This window comes from Fredinandcohnia quinoae (genome assembly GCF_022427965.1).
Lineage (GTDB): Bacteria > Bacillota > Bacilli > Bacillales > Bacillaceae_L > Ferdinandcohnia > Ferdinandcohnia quinoae.
This window is the reverse complement of the sequence record NZ_JAKTTI010000036.1, coordinates 15,582-38,786: the sequence shown is the minus strand read 5'-3', so window position 1 is coordinate 38,786 and position 23,205 is coordinate 15,582. Positions and strand designations below refer to the sequence as shown.

Genomic DNA, 23,205 nt, shown 5'->3' with positions numbered 1-23,205 from the left:
TTACACACAAGAGGAAAATAAAACGTGCGTAGATTGTGGAGTTAATATTGGTGATTATGTAATTCACAGAGGGAAAATACGTTGCGTTGGCTGTTGGATTGAATTTGAGGTCGATCTTGATAAATGTTTAGCAGATAACAATAAAAAATTGAGTGATTAAACAGTCTATTACTTTAAAAATATGGTGCATCATCAATTAGATCATTAACCGATATCCATTAGATAATATGTCGATATTGATTATGTCATATATAGTGAGGAAGTATCTCAAAGTCATCTAAAAATGTGTTAATTTACCGATGTTTATACGATAGTCATGCACTGAATTTAACGATTTACAGTAATGGAACTGCTACATTTACGAACACTTGTTTCTGTGTTATGATAATGAAAATTACTTAGTTTATGGGAGAATACCAATGAGAACAGTCATTTCATACAAGAAAGGACAATTTCATATTTTTATATTTAAGGCACTTAACTTCAATAAGAGTTAGGTGTCTTTTTTATAATGTTGTTGCAAAGAAAACCATATCAGGAAGGTGTGGACAAAATGGGGAGATACTCTGTTTTATGGTCATTAACAAAACATAAAATGATGATGGAGTGCGAAACAAAGTACGTTTTGAACTATTATTTTGCGAAAAGAGGGGAATATGAAACGAAGCCACCGCTACTGCAACTTGCTTGGCGGTTAAAAAATATGACTAATGTGTACTTGCTAATAGGTAATCAGATTCATCAAGAAATAGAAAGTGAAATACGAACATTATTTGAAACAGGTGAGTTTCTAAATGCTTCGAAAATAAAGAAGGCACTCTATAAAAATATCGAGGGAATTTACAAAAAGGCAGAGAGGGGGTTTGAACGTTGGTACAAAGATCCCACAGCCAATTCTATGTTATTTGAAATATATTACGATAGCAGTCGGTTAAAAGAAGAAGTTAAGCAGTTCATCAGAAGAAAGGTGGATACCTGTGTAGATGGATTTATAAACTCTTTTACCTTAAATGAAAAGATATATAGCGGGAAGTTGAAAATAATGGAGTCGGAGAAATACCGCTCCTTTATGTTAGATGGGATAAAAGTTAATCTCTCAGCAGATTTGATTTATTTTGATACTGATTGCAATGAATGGGGAATCGTGGACTGGAAATCAGGTAAAGAGAGTGCGTTTGATCCAATACAGCTTTCAATATATGGAATGTATGCAGAATCGACATATGGAGCAAATATAAATGACTTGATTGTGACAAATGAATACTTAGAGGATGGTAAAAATAAATCCTATAAAGTGGATTCATCTGGATTTAAAGAGGTAAAAACACTGATAAAACAAAGTGCCGACAGAATAATGAAATTAGAGGAAAATATAAGTGTAAGTGAAGAAGATGTTATGGATGCATTCCCCAAGGCTCAAAATCAAAAAGTATGTGAACGTTGCAATTTCAAGGCGATTTGCTTAGAAAACTATCGGGATAAACATATTAACCATTTCTTAGAAGGTGTCGGCAAGAATGGGAGAAATAAAGAAGTAGAAATGGTTGAGATTGAACTGATGCGAGAATTGGTATCTAACGGGATGCCAGTTGATCATGAGGTAGAAGTGTTTCTTGAAGAAAGTCCGTATGAAACGGAGGAAAGCCATACATATAAGGTAGAAAGATTTTCAGAGTATTTAAGTAGATTTTAGCCAATAGATGTAATGGTTGTACCACCAGTGGAAGAAGCCTTTTATTGCAGTTAGGCTTCTTCCTGATTTATGAAGACAATGGAAAATGGTTTGATGTCGTTAAAAGAGCAACATAATCATATTAAAGCCTCGTAATTCTTCTTCAAATTTCTACATATTTCACCTCGTTCGGAGTTATTTTTATATACCATCTATCTATAATATAGGGTTCAACATAAAAAGGAGTTTCGCTTAGCGAAATACAGGAGGAATGGTAGGAAATGAGAGATGTAAGAGCAGTAAACAAGTCCTTCGCCAGTATGGTAAAACATCTTCGTAAAAAGCGAGGATTGAGCTTACGTGAAATGAAGGAATTAACAGGAATTTCTGAGAGTTATATTAATAGAATTGAAAAGGGCGATCGTGAATGTCCAACATATCCAGTAATAGAAAGGTTGGCTTCTGCATTAGGCGTAGAACCTGTGGACTTATTAGAAGTGAGTTCTAAAAATAGTAATAATGTAGTTTCATTGGAACAATTACTGTTTTCGAGAGAGTTTACAGTAGATGGAGTAAATAAGTTTAGTTCAGAGGCGGTTGCATTGTTATTAGATTTGATTGATGTAGTTTATGAGGTTAGATGGGATAAAGATACATTAATAGCTGATATTTATGAAATCAGTGAAGCGGTAGACAACTTGAAACAGGAGCATAATAATTAAGAAAGTAATAGAGAGGAAATCTATAAATTATCCTCTCTGTTTTTTTTCAAAAGGAGTAGTTATTATGGGGATTGCAAAAGGTGATAAAGAGAACTACCTGAATTTGTACATTGCTTTGTTAAATAAAGAGGCTATTGAGGATATTATCTCAGAAAAGGTCGAACAGTTAAAATGGGAGCATTATCATAAGGGAAAGCAAATAGATATTTTTGGTTTGACTATATCTGGTAAGTCTATATTCGTAGAAAATCAAATTGACTTTGCATCTGAAAAAGATCGTCATATAAAATCGATAGGAGAAATTATTGAAAAAGCACCACATAATAGCATAATCATTTGGGGTGCAAAAGACTTCTCTGCAAAAGCCATAGAGTTGGTCGCAAATATGGTTTGTGAGTTAAAAGATAAGACAATTGAGTTCTATGCAGTAGAGGTTAATTCAAGTGTACTTCCGATTCTTGAAAATCTGGATAACATGCATATATTGCACGTTATGGACAATCTGAAACAGTTAAATGCCGTAGATACTTACAATGACATATTTGATAAATATGTCAGCTCTTGTAAAGGTATTAGCGAGAAAATAGAATACAAGTTTGAAAGAATAACAGATCGAGAACGAACCAACGCCTACATCATCAATGAATTGCGGGGTAGAATAAAATACCCCAACATTTTTAGGGAGAAACGAACCATTGATACAAATAAATTAAGGTATGGAGCGGGCCGCACTTTATGTGATTTCGAACTTGTTTATTCTAACCGCAAAGGAGAGGCTTATGTTAGTTGCCAGTTTGGAAATCAAACAGAAGATATATACCAAGAGGTAGCGAAACGAAAGACTGCTTTAGAGGATGTGATTGGAAATACTGTAGTGTACGATGACGAGAATATGAGGGTTGTATCGTTCGTAGAGCAGTTTGAACATAAATTTGAAAAGATTGATCAATTGGTTGAACTGATGGATAAGTATATCTTCTATTTATCGAATTATACGTTCTATTTGGGTACAGTATCGCAAGAACAGATGTGGGAGAAACATAGGGAAGGATTGTTAGAAACTTAATATCAAATTAGCTGAGAGTGTAGGATAAACTGCACTCTCAATTTTTTACAGATTTCTTTGCATTTCAATTCGAGTAAGAATAAAATAAGAGTAGAATAATATTTAGTATAGACATTATTTGAGGTGGTCTTTTTGCAAGTAAAACTTTTTTACAAAACACAAAGAGAGCTTGCAGTGTCTCTTAATGGAATTGTAGATGCCTATTGGAATGATGAATTAAATGAAGATACGCTTATCAAAAGTGTTCAAGACGTGTACATAAATAATCCAAATAAAATGCTTAAAGAGGGGGAGTTTACTACAGTCTTAAAGCAACAGTGTGGAAAGAGAAGGCTTGAAGTGATTGAGCGGATTATAAAAAGCGGTATTGATAGTAGGTCATAATTACTACTATGGAAGGATTTGAATACATGACTAAAGAATTAGAATATAGTGCAACACTGACAGGAGCTTCGTTTTCATTTTTGGAGTTGAAAAAGGTATTGAAATTGAAAAGGGAAGGTCTGTCTGATTCGGACATCAAGAAGAAAGTGTTTGAAGAAAATCTATTTCAATATGAAATAAAAACGAGTATGAAAAGTGTATTTCCTTCTGTAATGCGAAGGGCAAATGCCTTAAATGAAGAGTTGCAACAAATGGTATTAGAAGATCAATTAGAATTAGGCAAGATAATTAACCTTTATGCAATAATGAAAACAGATAGGCTTTTCTTTGAATTTATGAATGAAGTTGTTAGAGAGAAACTGGAAATGAATAATTACCTTTTGGAAAAGAAAGACATAAATACGTTTTTTATTATTAAATCTGAACAGAATGAAAAAATGGCAAAGTGGACTGAAAAGACGGTTGCTAAATTAAAGCAAGTATATATCAAGTTATTGTATGAAGCAGGGATGATAGTGGATAAAAAAACAGGAGAATTAAATAGACTGATAATAGATGAAGGTTTAAAGAGTCATCTAAATATTATGGGTGATACTGCGTATTTAAAAGCAATGGGTGAGTGAAAGGAAAATACTTATGGCTAATATAAATCGAAGACTTGATAAAATTATTCCAAAAATTAAAGAGGACAAGTTCATCCAAGGCCGAGGGCTTGGAAATGAGATTAGTTTTTATGTTTTTGACTATGAACCAAATGAAGAGTTAATCGTAAGGGATTATGTTAATCATATAAAAAAGGAATTCAGTTACGAAGGCTCTAATCGCAGAGTTATTGAATTTGACTTATACAAGATATTACTTGATATTGCAAAGGAAAAAAGGATTTTTGACCGAGTTTTTGATGTAGAGGAGAAACAGGGCAAAGATGCTCTATATAAAGCAATGACTACATTTGCTAAGCCTGATATATTTTTGCGGAAGATTAAAGAACAATTGGGTGATAACAATGTTGTATTTATTACTGGTGTAGGCAAGGTTTATCCATTTGTTAGATCACATACTATTTTAAATAACCTACAAGAAGTAATTGATAAAATACCTGTTATCATGTTTTTCCCTGGAAAATATGATACCCAATCACTTCAATTGTTTGGAAAGTTTAAAGATGATAATTATTACAGAGCATTTCGATTGGTCGAATAGAGAAGAGGGGGATTCAAATGATCATTAAAGATATGTTTCAAAAAGATATTGAAAGAGACATAAGAGGCGTTATTAAAGTAGCTCAGACAGACGAGGATAATATTTATCAAGAGCTTGATGAATATGTCGTCACAAGAGAGCTGAACAAACATTTCTCCAAGTTTTATGAGAATTATCAAAAAGGGATAGATGGTGTTACTGATAAGATGGGTGTCTGGATTTCTGGATTTTTTGGTTCAGGTAAATCACACTTCCTGAAAATCCTTGCTTATTTACTTGAAAATAAAAAAGTAAAAGATAAAAACGCAATCGACTTCTTCCAAGATAAATTACAAGATCCGTTAATCTTAGCAAATATGAATCGTACTGCTGATGTAGAGACCGAGGTTATCCTTTTCAACATTGATTCTAAAGCATCATTAGATAGCAAGTCAAAAGAGGATGCAATTCTACGTGTATTTATGAAGGTATTCTATGAACACAGGGGGTATTTCGGTGATATTCCTGGTGTCGCTGAAATGGAGAAATACTTAGATCAGAAGGGTGTCTATAAGGCGTTTAGAGACGAGTTTAAGGCACTTTCAGGCGAAGAGTGGGTAGACCGCCGTAACACTTTCTATTTTGATGCAGACTATGTTATTGGAGCCTTAACGAAGGTAACTGACATGAGCCAGGAATCAGCACGAAATTGGTTTGAAAACGGTGTGAATAACTTTGAAATCAGTATTGAAAAGTTTGCAAAGGATGTAAAAGATTACATTGATCAAAAGGGTAAAAATTTTCATCTTGTCTTTTTAGTGGATGAAATTGGTCAGTTTATTGGTGATAGTCGTAATCTTATGCTTAACCTTCAAACGCTTGCAGAGGACTTAGGAACTCATGCGAAAGGGAAGGTGTGGATTATGGTTACTTCCCAAGAGAGTATCGATAGTATTGTTAAGGTAAAGGGAGATGACTTCTCACGCATTCAGGGCCGCTTTGATACAAGGCTATCACTTTCATCTATCTCTGTGGATGAAGTAATCAAGAAACGTATCCTATTAAAAAAAGAGGTTGCTAACGATAAGTTAAAATTAATTTATCCAGAAAAAAGTGCAATCTTAAAGAACCTAATTAGCTTTAAAGAAAGTACAGCAGATTTAAGAGGATATGATAATGAGCAAGAATTCGCAGATGTTTACCCGTTTATTCCTTATCAGTTTAAACTCCTGCAAAATGTTTTTGAACAAGTAAGGAGACATGGTTCATCAGGAAAGCATTTATCCGAGGGTGAACGATCTATGTTATCAGCATTTAAAGAAGCGGGACTACGTTATAAGGATGCCGAGGAGGGAACATTAATTCCGTTCCACGCATTCTACGATACAATTAAAGAGTTCCTTAACCCATCAATATCGAGGGTAATTGAAGGGGCATATGAAAATCCTGCTCTTAAAGATGATGAATTTAACATGAACTTGTTAAAAGTGTTGTTCATGATTAAATACATTAAAGAGCTTCCTGCAAACATCGACAATATTGCTACATTGATGGTAACAAACATTGATGAAGATAAATTGGAGCTGAAAGAAAGAATTAAAGTGTCTTTACGGAAGTTGATTTCCCAAACGCTTGTTCAAAAAAATGGTGAATACTTTATCTTCCTAACTGATGACGAGCAGGACATTAACCGAGAAATCAAAACAATTAATGTAGATGAAGACCTTATAAAAAGGGAACTTGCGAATTACATTTTCCAAGATCTCTATGATGAAAAGAAATACCGATATTCAAATGTTTATTCTTTTTCCTACAATCAAAAGATGGATGAAAAGAACTATGGTAATCAAACATCAAGTATAGGAATCAATATTCTTTCGCCATTATCTGATCACTATGGAAAATCAGAGCAGGAAATTATGATGATGTCCTCTGGAAATGACGAATTAATCATTAAACTTGGTGGGAATGAATCCTATGTAGAGGAAATGGAAGAAGTTCTAAAAATTGAGGAGTATCGCAAGAAAAAGAATATTACACAGCTTCCTGAGAGCATTCAAAATATCTTAAACAATAAACAAGCAGAAGTTCGTGAAAGAAGACGAAGAGTCAGAGAATTGTTAGAGGATGCCGTAAATGGAGGAAAATTCTACATTAATGGAGATAATGCTGATGTGAAAGGTTCGTCTGTAAGAGAGAAATTTAATACTGCCTTCCATTCATTAGTTGATAATGTATATACGAAGTTAGGGTATATAAAGGACTTCTTAGATAGTGAGAGAGAACTTATATCTGTTTTAAATGTAAAAGACGAGCAAATGTCTTTCAGCACTGAAATAAAGCAAGTGCCTAATGAGTTAGCTATCAAGGAAATTTCTGACTTTATTAGCCTACAAGAATCCATTAATAAGCAAGTTCGAATCAAAATTATCTTAGATCGTTTTAATGATAAGCCATATGGTTGGAGACTGCTCGATATTCAGCGTTTAATTGCAGAACTATTAAAAGAACAAAAAATTCGCCTCCGTTACAATGCTGAGTATTTGGAACCAGAAGAAAGTGCAAATAAGATAGTTACAGTTTTAACGAAAACATCCGAGGTTGATAAAGGAATAATTTTTAAACGAGTAAAAGTAGACGAAGCTCTTATTAGAACAGCTAAAAAGGTTTGTAAAGAGGTATTTAATAAGACGGATTTGCCAGATGATGAAGATGGCTTAGTAAAGGAAATTCGAACACTCATTGAAAAACAAGTTGCCGAAATAAATGCGTTCAAGGCTCGTTACGAAGGTAGAAAATATCCTGGTATGAGTTTGCTTAATAAAGGATTAGAGTATTTTGGAGAATTCAATAAAGGATTAGATAATGCTTCATTTTTTGCGACAATGAAAGAACTTCAAAAGGATCTTAGTTATTGGGAAGAGGACATGACTTATATCAAGAGCTTCTTCGGTACTGATCAAAAAGATATCTTTGATAAAGGATTAACAGCAATCAACAAGCATGAAGAAAATAAAGCATATCTCATAGGTGAAGAAGCTGATAAGTACGCAAAACAATTAAAAGATATTTTAAATGATCCTGTTCCATATGGGAAAATAAAGCAGATACCAGAAATCATAAAAAAAATTAATGATCAAATTAATGATGTTCTAACCGAGAAAAAAGAAAATGCTAAGAAAAAAATCAAGGTTGACTATGATCACCTTTCCTTATTGGCGAAACAGTATGGGGTTTCTTCTGATACGAAAGATCGAATAGATAAATATTACGATGACTTATTAAATTCTGTTGATGGATTTACTGATATCTATAAAGTAGACGCAACTATTTCGCAAAGTGTAAGTTTTAAGGAAAAATATGAACGTACAATTAACCAGGAAATCCAGGAATGGCAAAGAAAAAAAGAGGAAGAAGCAGGACAAGTAGGAGAAGGTAATGGAGCAAATGATTCGAATGATGGAGGAACAGTTGTAACAGTTCAAAAGCAACAGGTTAAAGTCTCTGAACTACTTGTCGTTAGGACTTTGAATTCTGAGGAGGATGTTGACCAGTACATTAACACCCTTTCAAATAAGTTAAAGCAAATCATTAAATCAAATAAACACATTGAATTTATTGAATAAGCGGGAGATGTTCAAATGAATAAATCAGCTCTGAGAACCTTTGCGACAAGTGCCAGAAAAGAACTCTTGAAAAAAGTTGAAGCAAAGGCAATGAAAATCGGAATTACGGAAGACAGCATAAAAAAAGCAGACATTGAAAGCTCGGATGCCATCTTTATAGATGGCAAACAGCTTTCAAAAGAAGAAAAAATTCAAAGAGACAAATTAATTGCTCGTATTAATCAAATCGGATTTAAACAGGTTATGGAAGAAGTCGCCTATATATGGTTTAACCGTTTTACAGCATTACGTTACATGGAGGTCAACGAGTACCTTCCAACAGAAGTACGTGTTCTTTCATCCACGAACCCAAATAGTGCCGATCCAGATATGTTAAATGATGCGTTAGAGTTGGATTTAGAGATTGATAAAGAGTACGTGTACGAGTTGAAGTTAAATAACAAAACAGAAGAACTTTTCAAATACCTAATTATTAAACATTGTAACGACTTGAATCGATTTCTTCCTTTTATGTTCGAGACTATTGATGATTATACAGAAATCCTTTTTCCAGAAGGGTTGTTAGCAAAAGACTCCTTCATTCGCCAAATGGCTAATACTGAGTTGATTCCTGAAAAAAATTGGAGAAAGGTTGAAATTATTGGTTGGCTTTATCAATATTATATAGCTGAGGAAAAGGATCGGGTAATTAAAGCAAAAAAGAAGTACAAAACAGAAGAAATTCCGTATGCTACACAACTTTTCACACCTGATTGGATAGTACGTTATATGGTGCAAAATTCATTAGGTCGTTATTGGGTTGAATCCTATCCTGAACATCAAGATCTCATAAAGAAATGGGAATTCTATCTTGAAAGTACAAATCCAGAGCCTAATTTTGAGGAGAAACTTTCTCCTTATATCAATAAAGAATTAAAAGTAGAAGAAATCAAGTGTTTTGATCCTGCGATGGGTAGTGGGCATATCCTTGTCTATATGTTTGATGTGTTGTATGAAATCTATAGTAAGTGTGGATACATGGAAAGAGAAATCCCAAGGTTGATTATTGAAAATAATCTCTATGGTTTAGATATAGATGATCGTGCTTATCAGCTTGCATGTTTTTCTGTAGTTATGAAAGCATTGGAGTACAACAATCGTTTCTTTAGAAGTATAGAAAGAGAGGGTTTAACACTTAACTTAGCTTCAATACAAGAAACGAATACATTAGATGACGAAGACATTACTTATATTGTTGGGGATAATAGTAGCGTATATTTTGACAAAACAAAGGAATTTATTGAAAAGTTCAAAGATGCCAAAACCATCGGCTCCTTAATAAAAGTTGGAGATGTTGATGTAGAATATTTCGAGAGCAGGTTAGCCTATATTCAGGAGAATCCTGCCAACGATCTTTTTGAAGAAGAGCAAAGAAAGAAAGTATTAGGGGTATTACCTGATTTAATTATACAATCTAAAATTATGAATAGTGCTTATGATATTCTTATAACCAATCCTCCATATATGGGAAGTAAGTATATGAAAGAGGAACTGTCAGAATATCTCAAGAAAAATTATTCGGAAGCCAAAGCTGATACATTCTCTGCATTTATGGAATATTGTTTTAGTAGGGTTAAATTAAAAGGACAACTTGGTTTCGTAACACCGTTTGTATGGATGTTTATTTCATCCTATAAGAAGTTAAGAGAATATATTATTGCTGAGAAAAATATAAGTTCACTTATCCAATTAGAATATAACTCATTCCCTGACGTAACTGTACCAGTTTGCACATTTACTGTAAGAAACTACAATGGTAATTTGCATGGAGAGTTCATTAGTTTATCTAAATTCACTGGAAGTGAAAATCAGCCAATAAAGACTCTTGAAGCTGTAAGAGATGAAAATGTTGATTACAGATTTCATTCAAACAGTAATGATTTTGCTTTGATTCCTGATAGTACAATAGCCTATTGGGCAAGTAAAAAAATGCTTTCATTATTTAATGACCTTCCTAAAATTGGGGACTACGCTTATTTACAGCCTGGTCTTCAAACTTCTAATAATGATATGTTTTTAAGAAGATGGTTTGAAGTTGGAATTTCCAAATTGTGTGTAGATGCAAATTCAAATGCCGAAGCAAAGGAAAGTAAATACAAATGGTTCCCCTATAATAAAGGTGGAAACATTAGAAAATGGTATGGAAATAGAGAATATGTTGTAAATTGGTTTAATGATGGGGAAGAGATAAAAGATTATGTTAATAAAAAATATCCATATTTAAAAGGAAATATTGATTATGTTGTAAAGGATAGAGGTTATTATTTTAAAGAGAGTATTACGTGGAGCTTTATTAGTTCATCTAATTTTTCATGTAGATATACTCCACAAGGTTCACTCTTCGATGTAGCAGGTTCATCGCTTTTTCCAAAAAAGAATATTAATTATTTTATTGGGTTTTTAAATTCAAAAGTGACGTTTGAAATGTTGAAGTTTTTTAATCCAACCATGAATTTCCAGGTTGGAGATGTTGCAAATTTACCAATCGTTGTTGATGTAGAGAAGGAAGTAGAAAATCATGTTACCTCTTTGGCAGAAGAGAACGTATCAATATCAAAAGAAGATTGGGATTCATTTGAGACATCATGGGACTTTAAACAACATGTTTTATTAAGGTATAAGCAAAATACCCCTGAAATCAAAGTTGCTTATAAAAATTGGGAAAATATCGCTTTAGAGAGGTTCAATCTCTTGCTTGGTAATGAAAATGAATTGAACAAGTCAATAATTCAAATTTTTGGCTTGGAAAATGAAATATTAGCAGATGTAAATGAAGAGGACATAACGCTAAGAAAGGCTGATAATGAACGAGAAATAAGGTCATTTTTGTCATATGCAATTGGTTGCATGTTCGGAAGATATTCATTAGATGAAGAAGGTCTTATCTTTGCGGGTGGCCAATTTAATCAAGATAAGTATAGAAGGTTTAAAGTTGATAACGACAACATACTTCCAATCCTGTATGGATCTTATTTTGAAGATGATTTAGTTTCACAGTTAGTTGAATTTGTTAAAACTACATTCGGTGAAGAGAAATTATCTGAAAATCTTGATTATATTGCAGATATGCTTGGAAGGAAAAAAGGGGAAACCTCAAAGGAAACGATTAGGAGATATTTACTCAATGATTTCTTCAAGGATCATGTACAAACCTATAAGAAGAGACCGATATATTGGTTATTTACTTCTGGCAAACAAAAGGCATTTACATGTTTAATTTATATGCATCGCTATGATAAGACAACATTATCCCGTATTCGTACTGAATATCTTCATGAGTACCAGATTCGTTTGGATGTTGAGAGAAAGTCTCTTGTCAGTATTATTGAAGGTGACTCAACAACCAAAGAAATCAGTAACGCAAAGAAGGAATTGAAGACATTAGACAAGAAAATTGAAGAGCTAAAAGAGTATGATGAATTATTGCATCATATGGCTGATATGCAAATCGAAATTGATTTAGATGATGGTGTAAAAGTTAATTATGAGAAGTTTAAAGGGCTTGTAGCAAAAATATGAGCAGTCATGAGGATATACCAGTTATGACTGGTGTATCCTTGTTTTATGGAGTTTATTGTAAAGGGGTGAGTGCACTTGAATTTAGATCAAATAATTTCTACATTAACTGCAACGTTTAATGAACCACTAAATGATGGTGAACAAAGAAAAATTGTATTTTGGGTTGATAAGGATAGAGAGTTTGTAGAAGAAATCGGTCATCTTTCTATTGATAATGTAAAGGTTCATCTATTGACTGATCAAAACAATTTCTATTCCAAGTATTTACTTGAAGAGGAAGATCCCAATTCTCATTATCTCATTTATACAAATAATGATTTAAGTGTGGAAGAAAATTGGCTTATTGATACGGTTTACTATTCGAAAACATTTTATGCAGATAAGATTTCCTTGTTATTGGATGATTTAGGAATTGATTCGTCATTACGAGCAGTTGTGAAGAAGTATGAGAAGTTTTTCAACAAAAAACACTCACAGAAGTTTAAGTCCTATGGGTATCAGTCCTATACGGAAGAGACAATCGAAATAGGTATTATGAGTGTTTTGTGTAACTTAAAGACACCTGATTTTGAGGAGATTCTTAAAACGGTATTAAAGGAAGGTCTTTCCGACGAAGATAACAAATACGTAACTTTAATGGAGAAGTATTTTGATATAAATGTGTTTTGGAAGTACCTATCTAATTTGTATGGATACGATAGAGAAGATAGATCATTGAAGACTTTACTTATGCACTTAACTGTAACTACGCTAAGTCATTCTGTGGAAGAATCATCACTTTCAAACATAAAAAGTTTTATCGCTGAAAGAAACAGGTCAAATGCATTGGTTTTCATTGACCATTGGATGCACCATAAGTCTGATTATGCTATCTACAATGAATTAGCGGAAATTGTAGAAAAGGAAATTAAGTTGGCTAACATTGTTAATCAATTACCAATTGAAGCCTTTAAAAATGCAGACACGTTTTCTTATTTTGATAAAGCAATCATCATATATATTGCGAACAGTCTTGAAGCGTCACATGAAGATTATGAAGAGTATATTAAACTAATTAATTTAAGAAGAGTAAAGCACTTTTATGATAAGTTCCAATACATCTACGAGGCTTTATTCTATACGGTTAAAATGTATGAGTTCTATAAGAAGTATAGTTCAGGAATACCAAAAGTATCTGCTACAGACATGTGGAAGAGTTATGTGAATGAATATCATGAAATGGATACATATTACCGCAAGTTTTATGTTGCCTTTGATAATGAGCCAAATAGCGAGATCTTGAAAAAGTTAAGAGCAATGGTAGAAAATCTATATACTAATTGGTTTATGGGAGATTTAAGCTCTCATTGGTCACATGCTGTAGAATCAGATTTGAAGGATAACTGGACACTTCCTGGAATCACAAATCAGCAACATTTTTATAGGCAATATGTTGCTCCAAAGGTTCAGAAGGCTGAAAGGATTTTCGTGATTATTTCAGATGCCCTTCGTTATGAGGTTGGGGTAGAAATTGCAGAAAAATTAAATGCCGAAACGATGGGGGCATGTGAAATTGAACCTGTCCTTAGTGTCGCTCCTTCTGTTACAAAGCTCGGTATGGCTTCACTATTACCACACAAAGAGGTAGATTTTGATGAAAATGCCAGAGTTTTAGTAAATGGGAAGTCTTCAAGTGGTCTTGAAAATCGTAAGGCTATTATTGAATCATCTGTTTCGGATAGTGTTGCTGTCCATGCCCAAGAAGTTTTTGCGATGAACAAGGCAGGTAGGAGAGAATATTTTAAAGGGAAAAAATTAATTTACATTTATCATGACACCATTGACGCTATGGGCGATAAAGCATCGACAGAAATCTATACGTTCGATGCTGTTGAAAGAGCGATTGACGAAATATCCACGCTCATAAAGATCATTCGGGATGATTTATCTGGAACTAATGTTCTTATTACGGCTGACCATGGCTTTGTCTATCAAAGAGATGCATTAGCAGAGAGTGATAAGATTGATAAAGAGGACATCCAAACAATTGAAGTGAAGCGAAGATATATGCTTTCAAAAGAGAAAAGACAGATGGATGGAATTCTCAACATTAACATGGACTCTATCATTAAAAACGAGCATCAATTGAACGTTTATGTACCAAAAGCTACAATACGTTTTAAGATACAAGGATCTGGTGTCAATTTTGTTCATGGGGGAGCAAGCCTACAAGAAGTAGTTGTACCTTTAATCAAATACAAAAACATCCGAAGAGGACAAGCTAACAGTCGTGAAATTGTGAAAGTGGACATTAAACTAACTAACACAACAAGAAAAATAACAAACAGTCTTTTCCATTTATCTTTCTTCCAGACGGAAAAGGTAGAGGAAAAGGTTATCCCAAGAACAGTCATGATTTATATGGCAGACGAAAATGGAGCTGTCATTTCTAATGAGGAGACTATAATTGGGGACAGAACCTCAGAAAATCCAGAAGAACGGACATTTAAGCTCCGTTTTGCCTTAAAAACCATTACTTATGATAAAAATAAACATTATTACTTAACGATGAAAGATGTGGAAACAGGAGTAATCCTCGAAAGAATACCTTTTAACATTAACTTGGGAATTGTTAGTGATTTTGATTTTTAAGATAAGGGAGGGAAACCATTGGAGAACGTGAATGAAGTGAATACACTTGAATTAGATAAAAAACTAAATTCGGTATTTGGAGGTCGTGTCGTTAGAAAAGACCTTACTAAGCTCATTAAAGAGGGGGCAAACGTACCTGTCTATGTCTTAGAATACCTATTAGGTATGTATGCGGCCACTGATGATGATGAAAGCATAAAGGAAGGCGTTTCAAGGGTAAAGAAGATCCTTTCGGAAAATTTTGTAAGACCTGATGAGGCTGAAAAAATCAAAAGTAAGATACGTGAGTTAGGGCAGTATTCCATTATTGATAAAGTAACAGTTCGACTAAATCCGAAGAAGGATATATATGAGGCAGAGTTTTCAAATTTAGGATTAAAAGATGTTCCGATTTCTGCTCAATATGTAAAAGAATATGACAAATTATTATTGGGAGGTATTTGGTCGATGTTAAAAATCGACTACTTCTACGATGAAGAGCAGAAGAATATGAGTCCCTTTACCATAAGCAACCTGAAACCAATCCAAATGCCTAACATGGATATCAACGAAGTCATCGAGGGGAGAAAGGAATTCACCAAGGATGAATGGATTGATATACTTATTCGTTCAACTGGAATGGAACCAACTCAACTAAATGATCGTGTTAAATGGCATTTACTTTTACGTCTCGTACCACTCGTAGAAAACAATTATAATGTGTGCGAACTTGGCCCAAGGGGAACGGGGAAATCGCATGTTTATAAAGAAATCAGTCCAAATTCCATATTGGTTTCTGGTGGTCAGACAACAGTTGCCAATCTTTTTTACAATATGTCATCAAGGACAGTCGGTCTTGTTGGTATGTGGGATGTTGTAGCGTTTGATGAAGTAGCGGGAATAAAGTTTAAGGACAAAGATGGTATTCAAATCATGAAAGACTATATGGCGAGTGGCTCCTTTGCCAGAGGAAAGGAAGAGAAAACAGCATCAGCTTCTATGGTTTTTGTGGGGAATATCAATCAAAGTGTTGATTCTTTAATCAAAACATCCCACTTATTTGCTCCATTTCCAGAAGGAATGAATAATGACTCGGCTTTCTTTGATCGAATGCATTATTATCTTCCTGGATGGGAGATTCCGAAAATGCGGCCCGATTTTTTTACAGATCGCTATGGTTTTATAGTGGATTATTTAGCTGAGTATTTTAGAGAAATGAGAAAGAGATCGTTTGGGGATTCGATTGATCAGTTCTTTAAACTTGGCAATAACTTGAACCAACGTGACGTTATTGGTGTAAGAAAAACTGTTTCAGGGCTTATGAAGTTATTATATCCTCATGGAGAATTTACAAGAGAGGATGTTGAGGAAGTTCTACAATATGCTCTTGAAGGCCGCAGACGTGTAAAGGAACAGTTAAAGAAAATTGGCGGTATGGAATTCTACGATGTAATGTTTTCCTATATCGACAAGGAATCTTTACAAGAAGAACATGTATCAGTTCCCGAACAAGGCGGGGGTAAGCTAATTCCAGAAGGTATGGGGAAACCAGGTCATGTTTATACGGTTGGAGTCGGTGAATCGGGTATGATTGGAGTCTTCAAACTTGAAAATCAGGTTGTATCTGGTTCGGGTAAATTTGAAAAGTCTGGTGTAGGATCTAACCGAGGAGTCAAAGAAAGTTTAGACACAGCATACCGTTACTTTACTGCTAACAGTAAAAGCATAAGTGGTTCTATCGCAATAAAAACAAAGGACTACCTAATGCATATTGCTGACCTACAAGGAATAGGTTTAACCCCTCAATTGGCTGTAGCAGAGCTAATTGGATTATGTTCAGGGGCATTAGAAAAGCCTGTACAAGAAAGTACCGTTGTTTTAGGTAACATGACGGTGGGGGGAACAATAGAGAAGGTAGAAGAACTGGCAAACATCTTGCAAGTTTGTGTGGATGCGGGAGCAAAAAAGGTATTAATCCCTGCATCATCCGTTGTGGATTTTCAAACTGTTCCATCAGATTTGTTAATTAAAGTTCAACCTATTTTCTATTCAGAGCCTATTGACGCAGTGTTTAAAGCGTTGGGTGTGGGATAATATTGCTAAAAGGGAGACCAATTACGGTCTCCCTGTATTAATTAGAACAATTGGTTAAGCAAATCAATATCTTCGCTACATTGTTTGTCCTCATTTGAATGAGTTACTTTATTATCGGCAAGTTGGTTTAGAGTTAAATTACCTGCAAGAAGTGTTTCAATTACAACTTTCCGTACTTCATCCTGAATAAAAGTATCTGGTTTATTCTTTTTATTCATATCAGCTTCTACTAATCCACAAATATAATCACTGACATTCTCCTTGTTGTCCTTCAAGTAGTTTAAAAAGGTGTAGACATCATCGTACTTCCGTTTAATGCTAATGGAAAGTTTACGCTTTGACAACGGTCTTTGCCTCTAATACTTTGAGAAAGGATAAGACGTTTGCGTATTGAGGGTTAGGAGCGATGATAGCGAAGGGTAACTTTGAGATGAAATCTTGAAGAAGAACCGAACCGCCTCCAACAAAAACTACTGACGTGTTCGAAAAGGAAATCTTACGACTTTTAGCGTAGTTTAATACCATCTGTAAGTGATTTTCAATAAGTTTTTCAACAATGTCCTTACTTTCTGGTTGTTTAATACCATCTAAGTAAAGATACTTTTCCTTGAAGATCTGTTCCACAACTTCATCAGTAATCATCGTGCCATACTTACTACTAAGTGTTTCGGCAATTTCCCCACGCAGAATATTAATACCAAGTGTGCTGACTGCCATTTTATCATATTGTGGAACAAGGTTAGATAATTCCAGGTAATTTACATTAAGACTACCAATGTCTACAATTAAAAGCCTCTTATCCCTATATTCATCCATGTTTTGATAGACATTACCAAGCCCTTCGGGAAGTAAAAGGATGGATTGAATACGAAAAGTGAATGGTTTTCCATTAACGCTCATTGCTATCAGTTGACCGCTATTTCTGAGGTATTCCGCAAACTCTGTTTTCTTCTGTTGGGACTTATATAAGTTCAGGGGAATATTTACTGCGAGATTTATTTGGGCAAAAGCTATGGACTCTTTCGCCTTCTCAGCTTGTTCAAGGAGCCTTGTAATCCCTAAATATATGGATAATCTATGGCTGTGATTTTGTTTACTTAACTCATAGTCTATATTATCACCAACCATATCTCCTATTAGGAAATTCCTACCTTCGTATTCTACATTAAAACTATTTAGTGCAATTTCAGCACCAAGATCATCAATCTCTATGACACTATTTTTGAACTTTTTTAAGTGTAACGTGCCATTAAATTTACCGACATATTTGCATTCGGATTTTCCGCAATCAATGGCAAAATTAAACTGTTTGTTCATTGGAAATTCCTCCTTTTTTAGTAGTTTCTTTATTCTATTTCATAGAGTGCGAAAATATAACACAAAATCGCACTTATTTTGTCGAATCAGTTCTTAATAAGTGCGATTTTGTCGCATAGGGAATAATGGTGATTATCTTGGTAGTTTAGAATTTTAAAAGTGAAATTCCACGATAGATAGCTCTTTTCGTTTTTCCTTCTTTGTCTTTTAGGACACTGCCATTTGCATAATTGATAATATCATCGTTGAATTGTGGTTGTGTTTTAGCTTGCAGTCCATTTATTTTACATTGGGACTTGTAAGCAGTATATAAATCTTGGCTATAGCATCTCGTATCAAGATTTAGTTCACAATAATTCTTCATAAACCAAAGTACACTATCATTATTCGTTTTGTATTTTTCAAGGATAGAATCTGCAATCTCACTTTCAGAGAATTTGAAGCTATTTTTCATTAAACGGTATAAGCCTTGTAATGCCCATTGAACGATACCCTCTTTTTCCTTTTTCAGTTGTTGGATAAGGTTGGGATCAACTTGGTCTGATGGAACTTGTTTAATGAAGGGAACGAGGATTATTCGGCGATAAAAGGCATCGGTTCGATCTACATTGTTATGGGGGAGTTGATTACAACTAAATACAAGACGTGCTTTATTTTTAAATGAGAAGATCTGTTTGTTTTTAAATTGGGCGTTAATTGTATCCCCTCCTGTGAGAGCTTTGAAGTTTGCGGTATCTTTCAATGAGGTGGCGGGTAGGTCGCCATAAAGATTGACTAACATACCATAAAGTGTAGCAGGTTGAAACTTATCTTCTAATCCTTGCCATGAAACATTACTTATATTGTTGTTTCCAATTATCATCTCGATTATCTGTAATAAAGTAGATTTGCCAGTGCGACCTGGCCCAAAGAGGATAAATGCCTTTTGAGCCTGAGTATTTGGTATTAGAAGATAACCCATTAATTCTTGGACAAGTGGAATCGTGCTTTCATCGAGGACTTGGGATAAATATTTATGAAATTGTGGAGCCTTTGAAGAAAGATCGTAGAAGCAATTCATTTGGATTGAAGAAAAGTGTTGTTGAGTATGGGGGGAGAAGTGTTTTGTATTAACATTTAAAATGCCATTCCTAAAATTTATCAAATAAGCCAAGGATTCTCCATTCAGAGTTTGGTCTGGTTGATGATTTAGGATTTTGAGGAATTCTTCTGTATCCTTTATATGGGAAGGTTTTACATGACGTTTCAGTAGGTTACCTTGAATAATGCTTTTAACTGTTTGATTAGTGATTTCCTTGTAAACTCCATTCTGGAATTGATAGTAGTTGCTATTTGAATAGATAATGGATTCCTTATTTGAAAGATGCTCTGCGAGGACTGCGGGGATAAACGATAACTTACCTTTTTCTCCACTTAAATACCAAGGCGGTAAAGTATCTGTTGGTTCTAAGAATGATTGGTACTCAATGTTATCCTTATTAGAAGGATTGATCACTTTGGTCAATACTTCTTCACCGTAAGTTCTTCCTTCGTCATAATATTTATTGTCCCAACTATCTCTAAACAATTTTGAGTGGCGGAAAGTTTCATCTATTAGCTCTTTGTTATAATTAGTTGCAACTGCAAGAGCTGTGCATAAAGCTATATCTGCCTCCATATGCGAATCGTAATAAGGTTGCCAATTACCTTCAAAAAGATCTATTAATTGAGTACCTTGCTCCATATTGTGAAGAATATCAATTATCTCAGTAGGGGAAGGTGAAGAATTAATTACTTTCTGTTTAGGGTTATTGTTAGTTTTACAGAAATACTTATTATAGATTTGTACTACTTCCCTGGTGCATTCATATATTTGTACATTTTCATACATAGCATCACCTGTAATAGTAAGGATTCCATTATCAATCATTTCAATATCATCAAATGATTTATTCTGATTTCCAGAGGGAAGTATCCCTTCACAAATGATTTGAATACCATCGTCAATATATTCTGTATAACTGCAAATCTGATCTGATATCTCTGATCCAAGTTGGTTTAAATCACCTTGGGAATCGAAGGGGTTCTTTACGGTTACAACTACAAAAGGATTATCTTTTGTAAAAACGAATCCTAATCTATTTGAAATTCTTGAATAAGCAATTTTGTATGCCTCCTCAAATGACAATAAGTCTATCTTGGAACATTCTTGCAATGATTCGGTTGACACTTGATCGTAAAGAGCTTCACTCTCTTTATTAAGAATAATCCATTGGCTTAGTTTCTTTAGTTGTTCTGGAATATAATCACGTAACACTTGTTGCATATTACATTTTCCTCCTTGTTTTTAATTGATTACAACACAATCTTACAATTAATCAAAGGGAAACAATATAGTAAAACTGCTCTACCATGTTCGAGCATTAAAATGTGATATTTCTGTTTATGTATATCTTGAAGGCTCACTAAATGGTATAGAATTCAACTTCTACTTTGGGGTTGCTGTAAATCCAGTGTTGATTTTTGTTCCTTGCTTTATTCACATAGAAGAACTGTAATCAATTAATGAAAAGCAAATTTTAATAAAAAGCTGACGTTTTAAAGTCACGAACAATATGCAGAACTCAAAGGATGTTGTGCTAACTCTAATATGCATTATCATTTAGGGGGGAGGGGGTAACTAAACTTATTTCATTTTAATTTGTAGTATTAATTACTATAATCAGAAAAAGTTGAAGACTCCCTCCCCCATGGTTGAATGCAATATGCTGTTGTACGTAACTGTTCGCTGTCAGCATATTGAAAAAGCTACTCCGTTAGGAAATTGAAGGATATGTGTAGGATTTGCACCAAAGCAACGCTTTGCAATTAAAAGTTCTATTAAATGACTCTACAGTTACAGTGATGGAGTCTAAAACAGTACCGATATGGTTTAACAATAATCTTCTAAGACAAATAACATTAGAAACCAGTATTACGCTGTAAGGCAACACATTGTCTGTAGGAATAGCTCAAATAATTGCTTAGTGGGATATACTTATTGTAATAATGCGTATGCCTTTAGGATTGACTTGATTTCCAGAAGCAATATGAAGAGTTTGCATCCATATAGACATCGGAGTAGAGTTTATTATCCACATCTTTAAAGCGTCAGCGACTATTAAAAGTTATGTTTTTCCTTTCAGGGTTAATAGTACATCTAATAGGATTTATACCTCCAATCAAATTACGAGATACCCATAAATGTGAAATGGGATATCGCATCTCCCTGTTAGGATTTACAAAGGATATATTCGTAAAACCCTTATGATAACTGCATTGATAGAAGTAGATTGTTTTTTTGATGCAGTATATAGGTTTATGTTTTGACCTACTTGATTTTTTACTCAACATTATGAGGAGTTTGCAATCAAGGACAGCTACGATTTTCGGATGAAACTTCAAACAACAAGCATAGCTTGTAAGTTAATAGTTATGGTTTTCATCCTTGTGGATTTCGAGTGACACCTATAGAAATTAACAAAGGATTTCGCATAACATCAATGATTATTGCTGTATCGAAACAACAAATAAATTTTTGCGGCCGCATATATAGGTTTATGTTTTGACCAAGTTGAATTTTTACTCAACATTTTTTGGTTTTGATTTTAAAAAAGCTCAGACATACTCAAACCGATTTTCTATATTAATAGGTTGCAATAGATAATAAAATAGAATTAGAAATTCAATTTTTAAAGAAAATCCATAAAAGAGTTAGGAGGTAAATAGCATGAACGTTGTTATTGAGAGATCGCAAAGGAAATATAGAAATGCAAGAGAAAGTGCTTGTTATAGCATTTTTGATATTGAATCACTTTTGAAGACGTTTGCCAAGGAAGGCTTGCTTTGGTGTCTTCAAGACATGTTCGATTTAACAGAAGCAGAAAAAATTTTAATAGGGCATTACCTATTAAAGCATAGGGAACTTCAAGTATATGATAATGCTTCTTAAACCCAATAACAGATTAGGAGGATGGATATTATGGAACGATTAAAAGATTTATACTTGCGAGATGTAAGGCGAACCACTGTATATGAAAAAGCAATACAATTGGTGGTGGAGGTCAAAGAGTTTACTGAGACACTACCATGGGAGGAAAAGGATGTTATTAAGAATCAGATATGGAAATCAATAACCTCAGTTTCGGCTAATCTAAGTGAAGGAAATGGGCAGATGTATTATAAAAAAGAACTACAGTTCTTGAATATTGCTCTTGGATCTGCGGCCGAAACACAGACGTGGTTTGAAATATCTTATAGATGCGGTTATATAGATGAAAAAACATTTGAGAATTTCGATGAAAGGCTCATTGAAATCAGAAGAATGATTATTGGAATGATGAAAAAGATTGTACAAAAGTAGAGGAAGGATAAACTTCAACTTCTAAAGTTCCCCGATAAACTCTTCATATTTGAGATTTCCCTATCTATCAAAAACATTCCCGACAATATGATATAAAATCCACAGCAAGGAGGAATAGTATGCAAAATAAAAGGTTATATTTGCCAGATTACCATAATTTAATAGTTTATCAGAAGGCAATGGATTTAGTTGATTTAATTAAATTGCTAAAAGTAAAATTACCGTCAAAAGAAGAACAAAGACTTTGGAAATTAGTTACATCCATTCCTGTAAGGATCGCCTATGGGAATAGTCAGTTTTATGAAAATCAGAAAGATTATTCTTTGAAAATGGCATTGAACTCAGCAAGGAAAGTTAATGAGTTGTTACTATCTATTTCGAATGAAAGAGCCATAGACCAAAGAATTTTTCAAGATTTGACTGGAATAACCATTGAGATATGTAAGATTCTTTCAAGAATGATTAATCGAGAAACTAAATAAGAGGGCTAAATCTTGTTTGGCTAAGAAGCATGAAATACCTGCTCACTAAAGTGTAGGTGTTTTTGCTTATGTGTTAGAATTGAAACAAGATAAGGAAATTAAAGAAACATA

General features: G+C 33.9%; 16 protein-coding genes. 13 read left to right on the top strand and 3 right to left on the bottom strand.

Annotated features, from left to right (window positions below; translation table 11 throughout):
• Nucleotides 1-511 precede the first annotated feature (511 nt).
• The 10 genes from MJG50_RS18015 to brxL all read left to right on the top strand — a co-directional run bounded on the left by MJG50_RS18015 (nt 512) and on the right by brxL (nt 16,914).
• Complete coding sequence (locus MJG50_RS18015) at nt 512-1,693, top strand: PD-(D/E)XK nuclease family protein (protein ID WP_240257155.1); 1,182 nt, start codon at nt 512-514, stop codon at nt 1,691-1,693.
• Between the two features lie 260 nt (nt 1,694-1,953).
• The gene (locus MJG50_RS18010; RefSeq protein ID WP_240257154.1) at nt 1,954-2,394 is read left to right on the top strand and encodes a helix-turn-helix domain-containing protein; all 441 of its coding nucleotides are present in this window, start codon (nt 1,954-1,956) and stop codon (nt 2,392-2,394) included.
• A 64-nt stretch (nt 2,395-2,458) separates the two neighbouring features.
• On the top strand, nt 2,459-3,460 hold the full coding sequence (locus MJG50_RS18005; RefSeq protein ID WP_240257153.1) for a hypothetical protein: 1,002 nt from the start codon (nt 2,459-2,461) through the stop codon (nt 3,458-3,460).
• 123 nt (nt 3,461-3,583) lie between these two features.
• The gene (locus MJG50_RS18000; protein ID WP_345893251.1) at nt 3,584-3,844 is read left to right on the top strand and encodes a TIGR04540 family protein; all 261 of its coding nucleotides are present in this window, start codon (nt 3,584-3,586) and stop codon (nt 3,842-3,844) included.
• Between the two features lie 26 nt (nt 3,845-3,870).
• On the top strand, nt 3,871-4,467 hold the full coding sequence (locus tag MJG50_RS17995) for a DUF1819 family protein (RefSeq protein ID WP_240257151.1): 597 nt from the start codon (nt 3,871-3,873) through the stop codon (nt 4,465-4,467).
• A gap of 13 nt (nt 4,468-4,480) precedes the next feature.
• Entirely contained in the window at nt 4,481-5,047 is a 567-nt protein-coding gene (locus MJG50_RS17990; protein WP_240257150.1) for a DUF1788 domain-containing protein, read from the top strand.
• Nucleotides 5,048-5,064: 17 nt separating this feature from the next.
• Nucleotides 5,065-8,652 (top strand): BREX system P-loop protein BrxC, encoded by a 3,588-nt coding sequence (brxC, locus tag MJG50_RS17985; RefSeq protein ID WP_240257149.1) that lies wholly within the window; start codon nt 5,065-5,067, stop codon nt 8,650-8,652.
• Nucleotides 8,653-8,667: 15 nt separating this feature from the next.
• Nucleotides 8,668-12,210: a BREX-1 system adenine-specific DNA-methyltransferase PglX gene (gene pglX / locus MJG50_RS17980; protein ID WP_240257148.1), complete on the top strand. Its 3,543-nt coding sequence runs from the start codon at nt 8,668-8,670 to the stop codon at nt 12,208-12,210.
• A gap of 75 nt (nt 12,211-12,285) precedes the next feature.
• The gene (gene pglZ / locus MJG50_RS17975) at nt 12,286-14,841 is read left to right on the top strand and encodes a BREX-1 system phosphatase PglZ type A (protein WP_240257147.1); all 2,556 of its coding nucleotides are present in this window, start codon (nt 12,286-12,288) and stop codon (nt 14,839-14,841) included.
• Between the two features lie 18 nt (nt 14,842-14,859).
• Nucleotides 14,860-16,914, top strand: a complete 2,055-nt coding sequence (brxL, locus tag MJG50_RS17970; protein WP_240257146.1) for a protease Lon-related BREX system protein BrxL — start codon at nt 14,860-14,862, stop codon at nt 16,912-16,914.
• Between the two features lie 41 nt (nt 16,915-16,955).
• Here the strand turns inward: brxL and MJG50_RS17965 are convergent, their stop codons facing one another.
• From MJG50_RS17965 to MJG50_RS17955, 3 genes are all read right to left on the bottom strand, one after another.
• Nucleotides 16,956-17,258 carry a hypothetical protein gene (locus tag MJG50_RS17965; protein ID WP_240257145.1) on the bottom strand — a complete coding sequence of 101 codons (303 nt, stop codon included), beginning with the start codon at nt 17,256-17,258 and terminating at the stop codon, nt 16,956-16,958.
• The gene (locus MJG50_RS17960; protein ID WP_240257144.1) at nt 17,245-18,231 is read right to left on the bottom strand and encodes a ParM/StbA family protein; all 987 of its coding nucleotides are present in this window, start codon (nt 18,229-18,231) and stop codon (nt 17,245-17,247) included. The genes MJG50_RS17965 and MJG50_RS17960 overlap by 14 nt, the downstream gene beginning before the upstream one ends.
• Nucleotides 18,232-18,376: 145 nt before the next feature.
• On the bottom strand, nt 18,377-20,536 hold the full coding sequence (locus tag MJG50_RS17955; RefSeq protein WP_240257143.1) for a phage/plasmid primase, P4 family: 2,160 nt from the start codon (nt 20,534-20,536) through the stop codon (nt 18,377-18,379).
• Nucleotides 20,537-21,979: 1,443 nt separating this feature from the next.
• Here MJG50_RS17955 and MJG50_RS17950 point away from each other — a divergent pair.
• The 3 genes from MJG50_RS17950 to MJG50_RS17940 all read left to right on the top strand — a co-directional run bounded on the left by MJG50_RS17950 (nt 21,980) and on the right by MJG50_RS17940 (nt 23,094).
• Nucleotides 21,980-22,201 carry a hypothetical protein gene (locus MJG50_RS17950; protein ID WP_240257142.1) on the top strand — a complete coding sequence of 74 codons (222 nt, stop codon included), beginning with the start codon at nt 21,980-21,982 and terminating at the stop codon, nt 22,199-22,201.
• Nucleotides 22,202-22,231: 30 nt separating this feature from the next.
• Nucleotides 22,232-22,612, top strand: a complete 381-nt coding sequence (locus MJG50_RS17945; RefSeq protein ID WP_240257141.1) for a four helix bundle protein — start codon at nt 22,232-22,234, stop codon at nt 22,610-22,612.
• Nucleotides 22,613-22,731: 119 nt separating this feature from the next.
• Nucleotides 22,732-23,094: a four helix bundle protein gene (locus MJG50_RS17940; RefSeq protein WP_240257140.1), complete on the top strand. Its 363-nt coding sequence runs from the start codon at nt 22,732-22,734 to the stop codon at nt 23,092-23,094.
• The last annotated feature ends 111 nt before the right edge of the window (nt 23,095-23,205 follow it).

Bases quoted from the DNA above. Each gene is read 5' to 3' on its own strand.
- MJG50_RS18015 (WP_240257155.1), top strand. From the start codon at position 512: ATGTTGTTGCAAAGAAAACCATATCAGGAAGGTGTGGACAAAATGGGG.
- MJG50_RS18010 (WP_240257154.1), top strand. From the start codon at position 1,954: ATGAGAGATGTAAGAGCAGTAAACAAGTCCTTCGCCAGTATGGTAAAA.
- MJG50_RS18005 (WP_240257153.1), top strand. From the start codon at position 2,459: ATGGGGATTGCAAAAGGTGATAAAGAGAACTACCTGAATTTGTACATT.
- MJG50_RS17995 (WP_240257151.1), top strand. From the start codon at position 3,871: ATGACTAAAGAATTAGAATATAGTGCAACACTGACAGGAGCTTCGTTT.
- MJG50_RS17990 (WP_240257150.1), top strand. From the start codon at position 4,481: ATGGCTAATATAAATCGAAGACTTGATAAAATTATTCCAAAAATTAAA.
- brxC (WP_240257149.1), top strand. From the start codon at position 5,065: ATGATCATTAAAGATATGTTTCAAAAAGATATTGAAAGAGACATAAGA.
- pglX (WP_240257148.1), top strand. From the start codon at position 8,668: ATGAATAAATCAGCTCTGAGAACCTTTGCGACAAGTGCCAGAAAAGAA.
- MJG50_RS17960 (WP_240257144.1), bottom strand. From the start codon at position 18,231: ATGAACAAACAGTTTAATTTTGCCATTGATTGCGGAAAATCCGAATGC.
- MJG50_RS17955 (WP_240257143.1), bottom strand. From the start codon at position 20,536: ATGCAACAAGTGTTACGTGATTATATTCCAGAACAACTAAAGAAACTA.
- MJG50_RS17950 (WP_240257142.1), top strand. From the start codon at position 21,980: ATGAACGTTGTTATTGAGAGATCGCAAAGGAAATATAGAAATGCAAGA.
- MJG50_RS17945 (WP_240257141.1), top strand. From the start codon at position 22,232: ATGGAACGATTAAAAGATTTATACTTGCGAGATGTAAGGCGAACCACT.
- MJG50_RS17940 (WP_240257140.1), top strand. From the start codon at position 22,732: ATGCAAAATAAAAGGTTATATTTGCCAGATTACCATAATTTAATAGTT.